The organism is Stutzerimonas chloritidismutans AW-1, assembly GCF_000495915.1.
Lineage (GTDB): Bacteria > Pseudomonadota > Gammaproteobacteria > Pseudomonadales > Pseudomonadaceae > Stutzerimonas > Stutzerimonas chloritidismutans.
Genome location: NZ_AOFQ01000002.1, coordinates 76826 through 84666, shown reverse-complemented (window position 1 = coordinate 84666; position 7841 = coordinate 76826). Strand labels below are relative to the sequence as shown.

General features: G+C 63.9%; 9 protein-coding genes. 6 read left to right on the top strand and 3 right to left on the bottom strand.

All coding sequences use genetic code 11. The features are described 5' to 3' along the window. The coding region (gene pqqF, locus F753_RS25905) for a pyrroloquinoline quinone biosynthesis protein PqqF (protein ID WP_023443736.1) at positions 1-2361 on the bottom strand (2361 nt) is incomplete at its 3' end. A gap of 38 nt (positions 2362-2399) precedes the next feature. Next, positions 2400-3347, bottom strand: coding sequence for a MerR family transcriptional regulator (locus F753_RS25900; protein ID WP_023443735.1), 948 nt, complete (start codon positions 3345-3347; stop codon positions 2400-2402). Positions 3348-3440: 93 nt separating this feature from the next. Here F753_RS25900 and F753_RS25895 point away from each other — a divergent pair, with 93 nt between their 5' ends. Then, positions 3441-3887 carry a thiol-disulfide oxidoreductase DCC family protein gene (locus tag F753_RS25895; protein WP_023443734.1) on the top strand — a complete coding sequence of 149 codons (447 nt, stop codon included), beginning with the start codon at positions 3441-3443 and terminating at the stop codon, positions 3885-3887. Here the strand turns inward: F753_RS25895 and F753_RS25890 are convergent. After that, positions 3884-4198 carry a DUF6482 family protein gene (locus tag F753_RS25890; protein ID WP_023443733.1) on the bottom strand — a complete coding sequence of 105 codons (315 nt, stop codon included), beginning with the start codon at positions 4196-4198 and terminating at the stop codon, positions 3884-3886. The genes F753_RS25895 and F753_RS25890 overlap by 4 nt on opposite strands. A 219-nt stretch (positions 4199-4417) precedes the next feature. Here F753_RS25890 and folE point away from each other — a divergent pair, with 219 nt between their 5' ends. The 5 genes from folE to F753_RS25865 are packed head-to-tail and all read left to right on the top strand — an operon-like array spanning position 4418 to position 7634. Further along, complete coding sequence (folE, locus tag F753_RS25885) at positions 4418-4975, top strand: GTP cyclohydrolase I FolE (protein ID WP_014820374.1); 558 nt, start codon at positions 4418-4420, stop codon at positions 4973-4975. Continuing rightward, entirely contained in the window at positions 4975-5346 is a 372-nt protein-coding gene (folX, locus tag F753_RS25880) for a dihydroneopterin triphosphate 2'-epimerase (RefSeq protein WP_023443732.1), read from the top strand. Before folE ends, folX begins: the two co-directional genes overlap by 1 nt. A gap of 10 nt (positions 5347-5356) precedes the next feature. Beyond that, the gene (locus F753_RS25875) at positions 5357-5875 is read left to right on the top strand and encodes a chalcone isomerase family protein (protein ID WP_023443731.1); all 519 of its coding nucleotides are present in this window, start codon (positions 5357-5359) and stop codon (positions 5873-5875) included. After that, positions 5872-7110 (top strand): MFS transporter, encoded by a 1239-nt coding sequence (locus tag F753_RS25870; protein ID WP_023443730.1) that lies wholly within the window; start codon positions 5872-5874, stop codon positions 7108-7110. Before F753_RS25875 ends, F753_RS25870 begins: the two co-directional genes overlap by 4 nt. Next, a complete protein-coding gene (locus tag F753_RS25865; RefSeq protein WP_014820378.1) occupies positions 7107-7634 on the top strand; it encodes a DUF3833 domain-containing protein in 528 nt (175 codons plus the stop codon). The genes F753_RS25870 and F753_RS25865 overlap by 4 nt, the downstream gene beginning before the upstream one ends. The last annotated feature ends 207 nt before the right edge of the window (positions 7635-7841 follow it).

Genomic DNA, 7841 nt, shown 5'->3' with positions numbered 1-7841 from the left:
GCCGGCCGGGTCCCCCTGCCATAACGACTCGGCGCGGCGGCGCAGGTCGCCGTCGTGGTTGCCGGTCGAGGGATCCGCTTCAGCGACTTCAACCAGAGTGCCGGCAAAGCCGTCGAGGAAGGTTTCGATATGGGCGAGGATCTCACTGGCAGATGCGCTGGGAGACTGCACCGCGAAAACGATGCCTGGGCACTCGCCGAACTGACGATAGCCACAGAACACCGCATAGCCGAGTTGCAGTTCGCTGCGCAGTCGGCGGAAGAACGCGCCTTCCATCAATCGCGCCAGGCGGCGCCAGCTCGCCTCGATGAAGACTGTCCGAAGCGGTAGCGGACAGAACAGCACCAACGCGGTTTCCACGCCAGGCTGACCAAAGCGCGACCAGCAATGACGCGGTGTGCTTTCGTGGTACTGACCGGCACCGGGCCCGGCCAGCCCAGGCAGCTCAGCCAGTACCGTCTGCAACGGGCCACTCAGATGCCGAGGCAGTCCCACTGCCAATGCATCCCAATGGGACTGATGCCAGGCTTGATCGAGCGCGTGCTGGTCCAGCGATGCATCACCGTCTCGTGCGGCTCCCGCGAGCAGGAGCGGCAGGCGGCGCAGCAGTTGCCGTATCAGTATCTCGTCGGCACCTGACGTCACGGACTCGTAGCACAGGCGGTGTCCTTCATTGAAAGCAGCCGGCGACGGCACTTTGAGGATGTCGGTCAGGTCACGAAGAATTACTGGCAACGCTTCGGCATAACCGCACAGCCTCAGGCACCAGCTATGCCCATGGTCATCGAAATGCAGCTCGACACCGGCTTGCGCCGCAGCGATGGCATGCCTGCGTAGCGCCGCGTGCAGCGTATGCCAGAGCCCTGCCGGTGGCTGGCCCGCGGCAAACCGCCAACGCAGGTAGAGCACGCCCTGCCCTGCAGCATCGGCGTGTTCGACCCAGCGCAGGGATGGTATCTGCAACGCCGCCACGCCCGGTTGCATGCGTTCACTGAGCCAAGGATTGCGTTCCGGCAGGCGCCATTGCCATCCAGTCCTGTCTGACGGTGGCAACTGCTCGGCGACCATGTCCAGCGAGAACCCAACGCTCACTGGCTCGATGTGCTTGTGCTGAGCGCAACCTTCGCCGTCCACCGTCAATACGATCGGCCTGCTCGCATGAAGCTGCGCACCCAGCATCTCAAGCGCCTGCTGCACACGATTCGTATCGATCGACGGCGTCCAGGCAGCCGGGTCAATCCAGTAGCGCAACAGGGCCAGCGGCTCCTTGCCCATGAGCCCGCGCTGACGGACCTGCGCGTACTCGCCCCAGAGCTCTGACCAGGCTGCCTGCGTGCTCATGAAATGCAGCCAGTCACGCACTGCGGCAACAATCTGCGCGCGTTCCGCCATGCCGCGTTCGGTCAACTGCACCTCGAAGACGGCCACACCCTGCCCGTCATGCCAGTACGGCACCCGCAACGAGACGGCATCGCACCAGTGGGCGTCGCTGAGGGTTTGGAAAAGACTCCGGTCGGCTTGCGAGCTCAACCATGAGCCGAGCACATCCAGCGCCACGCAGGCTTCATCCGGCAGCCCGTCGAGGGCGAAAGCGATATCCAGATACGGTCGCGCGCCATCGACGCTCAGACGCAAGGTGCCGCCATCATCGGCGCGCAGTGGCTGTATCGGCCTCGCGACGTTCGGTGCGACCGGTAGCTGGCATTCGTCGCTCTGCAGCAGTTCCAGCACCTGCTCAAGGCTGCAGGGTGCGGCGACCATCAGTTCCATCTGCCCGGTTTGATAGAAGCGCTGGTGATAGCCCGTCAGCGCTTTCTGGAAAGCTGGCGCCTCTACCGGCAGCGTTTCGCGATTGCCCGCGTGAAACCCTGAAAAGGGATGTGCGCAGCTCAGTGCCGTACCGATCGAGGCGTCGCACAGGGTCTCCCGGTCCCGCCCCCGTGCCAGGAATTCGGCCTGCAACACCTCGCGCTCGCGCAACTGCGCCGCACGATCGAGCAGCGGCCGGGCGAGCATGTCGATCAGGCGTTTGAGGGCTTCGCCGAAGGCAGCGGCAGGCACCTGGAAGAAGAAGTCGGTATGACGCTCACGGGTCGATGCGTTCAATTGCCCGGCGCAACCCTGCACGAACGGCATCAGGCTCTGGGTTGGCGCATAGGCCTGGCTACCCAGGAACAGCAGGTGCTCGAGAAAATGCGCAAGCCCTGGGTATTCGCCCGGCGCATCGTGTGCGCCGGCGTTTACGCGAACGAGGGCTGCTGCCTGGCTGCCCGCTGGGAGCTGGATAAAGCCCAGCCGCAGGCCATGGGGCAGGACGTGCCACTGCGGTAACACGGCAGGCGGAACGCTGTCTGGCGTCATGGATCGATCTCCTCTTGCCGGACAGCTGTGCGCATGACTCAGGTATCCAGCTGGCCGGCCAGGAACTGACGCAGACGGCGCTGCATCAGCTTGCCGGAACTGCCGAGGCAGGCGATCGGCGTACCCGCCAGCGCTTCACGACCCAGTTCGGCCGCCTCCCCGGCCAAAGCCAAGGAGCAATCAAGCGCGAGGGACAGCTTGTTGAGCTGGCGCAACTGCGCCTCGCCATGGGGAACGTTGGAGAACAGCACCAGCCCCTGCGGTTTCATCTTGTCGCAGACCAGCGCGAGTTCTTCCAGCGGCTGCCCGATCGGCAACACGCTGACGGCCAGGCTGTCGCCACTGAGCATCAGACCTGCCACGAGCAATTCAAGCTCGCGACACTGCCCCGGCATCGCGGCGAGCAGTACGCGCTCGCCAGCCGGCATACGGGCCAGCTGCAGCCGCTGCAGCGCCCGGGCACGAAGGAAGGCATCGAGAAACAGCCACTCGCTGGTACCGCCAAATTCCTCCTGACGCAGCAGCAGCTCCTGCCACACCGGCAATAGGACATCCTGAAACACCACAGCCAGCGGATAGGTGGAGAAGATCTGGCCGTATAGCTGCTCCAGCCGCACCTCGTCGAAACCATTCACCGCATCACGCAGTTGCCCCTGCCATTCGCTCCACTCGCTACTGGGGGTTGCGGTCGGTTCCTCTGCCTCGCGGGTCGCTGCGCTGCGCGCCAGTATGCTGCCGACCTTGCTTACCGCCACGCCACGCTCGGTCCAGGAAAGAATGCTGCGAACCGCCTCCACGTCGGCCATCGAGTACAGGCGATGGCCGCTCTCGGTCCGCGTCGGCCGGATCAGCCCGTAGCGGCGCTCCCACGCTCGCAGGGTGACCGGGTTGACCCCGGTCAGGCGGGAAACTTCACGGATAGGGAATAGATCCTGCTGCTCGAAGGCGCTCGAGGCCAGGTTCGAAGCGCCGGAAGAATCGGTCATGGGGCGGCTCGCTGGAAAAGAATGCCGAGATTGTAACCCAGCGTTTCGCAGCATACCCTCTACAAACGTTGTACAAACGCAAGGTGCGATGAAATGACGCCTGATTTACCCCTGACGCTCTATGTCGATCGAGCCTGTCCGCTGTGTGCCCGAGAAATTCGTTGGCTGGAACGCAGCGCCGATCCAGCAAGGCTGCGGCTGGTGGATATCAGCGCTGCCGATTTCGATCCTAAAGGGCTCGACCGGGATCTGGCGCAGCTCCGACGCCGTCTGCACGCCCGCAGCGCCAGCGGTGCCTGGCTGACCGGCGTGGACGCCACCTACTGGAGCTGGCGACTGGCAGGCCACGGTCGCTGGGCCGCACCGCTCGGCTGGCGTCCATTGCGGCCACTGCTGTTGCTCGGTTACCAGCTGTTCGCCGTGCTGCGCCCTCATCTTGACTGGCTGCCGCATCCCGACGGTGCGAGTCGTTGCACAACCGGGTGCAATGTGCCGCAAAAGCCGTCGAAGACCAGCGCCGCAACCGACGATCGCCTTTAGTTGTTGGCAAGCAGAGGCATGCGCAGGCCAAACCCGGATTCCGCAGCAGCCGGGCGGCCGATCATTTCGTCATGGCTGACCGGCTGCCGCCAGTAGACCTCACGCACACCGCACGCCCGAAGCTCCCGCTTCAGGCTGCTCTGGTCGCTCCAGACATTGCGCTGGCCATCGGCGAACTGCCGGCGACGACCGCTGCGCTCGACCACCCAGGCGCTGTACCCGCAGCAGCGCAGACCATGCAGCTCGACCCGCTCTACTCGGCCGCGAAATAGCGCAATACGCAGCCCAAGCCTCGACACGCCCTGTTTCATACTCGGATACCTGTACAGATTCAGTTGGCCGCATAGCCCCGCAATTGCCCACCTGCCTGCCAAACGGCGGCCTCGGGTCAAGGGGTTCTTGTGCAGCAGAATATTCCTGTACATTTACCTGTACAAGAAGCAATATTCGTATAGCTTTATCGCATCCCTCATCGATGCAACAGCATTCCCCCTCCACGCAACAGCGCCCGGCGCAAAAAAGGAACCGTCATGAACGATCTGCCTGGTCATTACCGCGAAATACTCTCCGGGGTGGGTGAAAACCCGGAGCGTGAAGGTCTGCGCGACACGCCGCAACGCGCGGCGAAGGCGATGCAATACCTGTGCGGCGGTTACAACCGCAGCCTGGAAGAGATCGTCAACGGCGCGCTGTTCGCCTCGGACAACGACGAGATGGTCATCGTCAAGGACATCGAGCTGTACTCCCTGTGCGAGCACCACATGCTGCCCTTCATCGGCAAGGCCCATGTGGCGTACATCCCCACCGGGCGCGTGCTGGGCTTGTCGAAGATTGCGCGAATCGTCGACATGTTCGCCCGCCGCCTACAGATCCAGGAAAACCTGACCCGCCAGATCGCCGAAGCCATTCAGGAAGTCACCGGCGCCGCTGGTGTTGCGGTGGTCATCGAAGCCAAGCACATGTGCATGATGATGCGCGGCGTGGAAAAGCAGAACTCGGTGATGAACACCTCGGTGATGCTCGGGGCGTTCCGCAGCTCCTGCAACACACGGATGGAATTTCTACAGCTGATCGGGAGGGGCCAGTAATGCCGCGCCTGGAACCTGGCATGGCGCGCATCCGGGTGAAGGATCTGCGCCTGCGCACCTACATCGGCATCAACGAGGACGAGATCCTCAACCGCCAGGACGTGCTGATCAACCTGAGCATCCTCTACGCGGCGGTCGAGGCGGTGCGCGACAACGACATCGAGCAGGCACTCAACTACCGAACCATCACCAAGGCGATCATTCGCCATGTGGAGCTGAACCGCTTCGCCCTGCTCGAGCGCATGACCCAGGAAATCCTCGACCTGGTGATGGCACATCCTGCGGTAAGTTACGCCGAGGTGGAAGTCGACAAGCCCCACGCGCTGCGCTTTGCCGACTCGGTCTCGATCACCCTCGCCGGCAGTCGCTGAGCACGATGTCGTGAATATCCGCCGCGTCGTGCTCACCAGCCTGCTTTCGCTGATCCCGCTGATCGCAGCAGCGAGCTGGCGCGAAGCCGTGCCACAGGCGCGACTGATTGGCGAAGGCCAGTTGCGCTTCTTCGGCTTGCGCATCTATGACGCGCGCCTGTGGAGCGAAACCACGCCGCTGCAAGCCCGTACGGCGTTCGCGCTGGAACTGACCTATCACCGCTCCATCAGCCGCGACGACCTGGTGCGCACCAGCCTGGAAGAGATTCAGCGACTCTCCGGCGAGCCGCTCGATGCCGAACAGCTGCGTCGCTGGCGCGCAGACATGCAGCAGGCGTTCGTCGATGTAGAGGCGGGTGACCGAATCACTGGCGTCTTCTTGCCCGGGCGCGGTTGCCGCTTCTACGTGAATGATCGCCTGCAGCATGAGGTCGCCGACGCTGCGTTCGCCGACGCCTTCTTCGCCATCTGGCTCGACCCACGCAGCCGCGACCAGAAGCTGCGGCGTAACCTGCTGGGCCAGCGATGAAAAGCCCGGCGCTGGCAGCCTATGGAATGCTCGGCCTGCCGCTGGCGATGGCCATGCTGCCGATCTATGTGCTGGTGCCGAATTTCTATGCGGCCGATCTCGGCCTCGGCCTGACGCTGACCGGCGCCGTGCTGTTCCTCGCCCGTCTGGCGGATACCGTGCAAGACCCCTGGCTTGGCCGCCTTATCGATCGCCGCTCACCACGCGGCTGGACCATCTTGCTCGGCGGCGTGGCTGTGTTGCTTAGCCTGGCGATGGCGGCACTGCTGATCCCACCCGGCAACTTCGGCAGTTTCGGCCTGGCCGCGTGGCTCGGCGCGTTGCTGGCGCTCACCTATACCTTGCACAGCCTGATCAACATTACCTATCTGGCCTGGGGCGCGCGCCTCTCCGACCAGCCGGATACCCGCACCCGAGTCGCCGCCTGGCGCGAAGGTGCCGGACTGTTCGGCGTGGTGCTCGCCAGCGTGCTGCCTACCGTGCTGGCGACCCGATACGGCATGGCGACGGCGCTGGCAACCTTTGCTGCCACCTTCGCCGTGCTGCTGTTAGCCGGCACGGCGACCTTGTTATGCGGCGCCCCACGCCCCCACCGCACCGTGCGTAGCGAAACCAGCAGCTGGCGACTGCCCCTGCGCAACCCTGCGTTCCGGCGCCTGGCGGGCGTCTACTTCATCAATGCCGTGGCGGTGGCGATTCCGGCCACCCTGGCGCTGTTCTTCATCGCCGACCGCCTGCAACTGGCGCGACTGACCGGCCTGTTCCTGGCGCTTTACTTCATCAGCGGCGCATTAGGTCTGCCGCTCTGGACCCGTCTGGCCGATCGCATCGGCAAACGACGCAGCTGGCGGATCGGCATGCTCACCGCCTGCGCCGCCTTTATCTGGGCGGTGCTGCTGGAGCCGGGCTCGGCCTGGGCCTATGCCGGCGTCTGCATGATGTCCGGCCTTGCCCTCGGAGCCGATCTGGCCCTGCCACCAGCGCTGCTGGCCGACATCATCCCAGTCGAGGAGCGTGATTCCACTGCCGCCTACTTCGGCTTGTGGAGCTTTCTCGCCAAGCTGGCGCTCGCACTCGCCGGTCTGGCTTTGCCATTGCTGGCGTTGAGCGACTACCAACCGGGCAACGCGGCCGGCTGGAACCTTGCGCTGGTCTACGCCGGCCTGCCCTGCCTGCTGAAGCTACTGGCAGCGCGGCTACTCACTTCCCTGCCCTGCGGAGAAACGAAATCATGAAAAAGGTACTGATCCTGGCTTGCTGCCTGCTGCTGCTCAGCTGCACCGCCGTCGATGTCGAGCATTACCGAGACGAGGAGCCGCAGCTTGATCTGCGCAAGTATTTCGTCGGCACGGTGGATGCCTGGGGCATGTTCCAGAAGCGCTCCGGCGAGGTCGTCAAGCGCTTTCATGTCGAGATCGAAGGCAGCCTCGATGGCGACAAGCTGATCCTCGACGAACACTTTCGCTACAGCGACGGCACTACCCAGCAACGCGTCTGGACGCTGACCGAGGAGCGCCCGGGGCACTGGCGCGGCACGGCTGCAGACGTGGTCGGCGAGGCCGTTGGCGAAGTGGCCGGCAATGCCCTGCGCTGGCGCTACGTGCTCAGCCTGCCGGTGGATGACAAGGTTTACGACGTACACCTGGACGACTGGATGTACCTGATCGACGAGAACACCCTGGCCAACCGTTCGTTCATGAGCAAGTTTGGCGTAGAGGTGGGACAGGTCACCCTGTTCTTCCGCAAACGCAACGAATGAGCGGGTGGCCTGTGCGGTGAGTTGGTTGAGGCACGTTCGGATGACCATGGTTCCAAGACAAGGCGCTGCGACGAGTCATAGCGGGCTATGGTGAGGAGCAGCAACGCAGTATCGGGGCCATGGGCGCCGAAATTGACCAACTGAACTTGCCAAACAGGCCACTGATGGCACTTGCAAGCACCGAGCGGACCAAGTTGTTCTAGAATG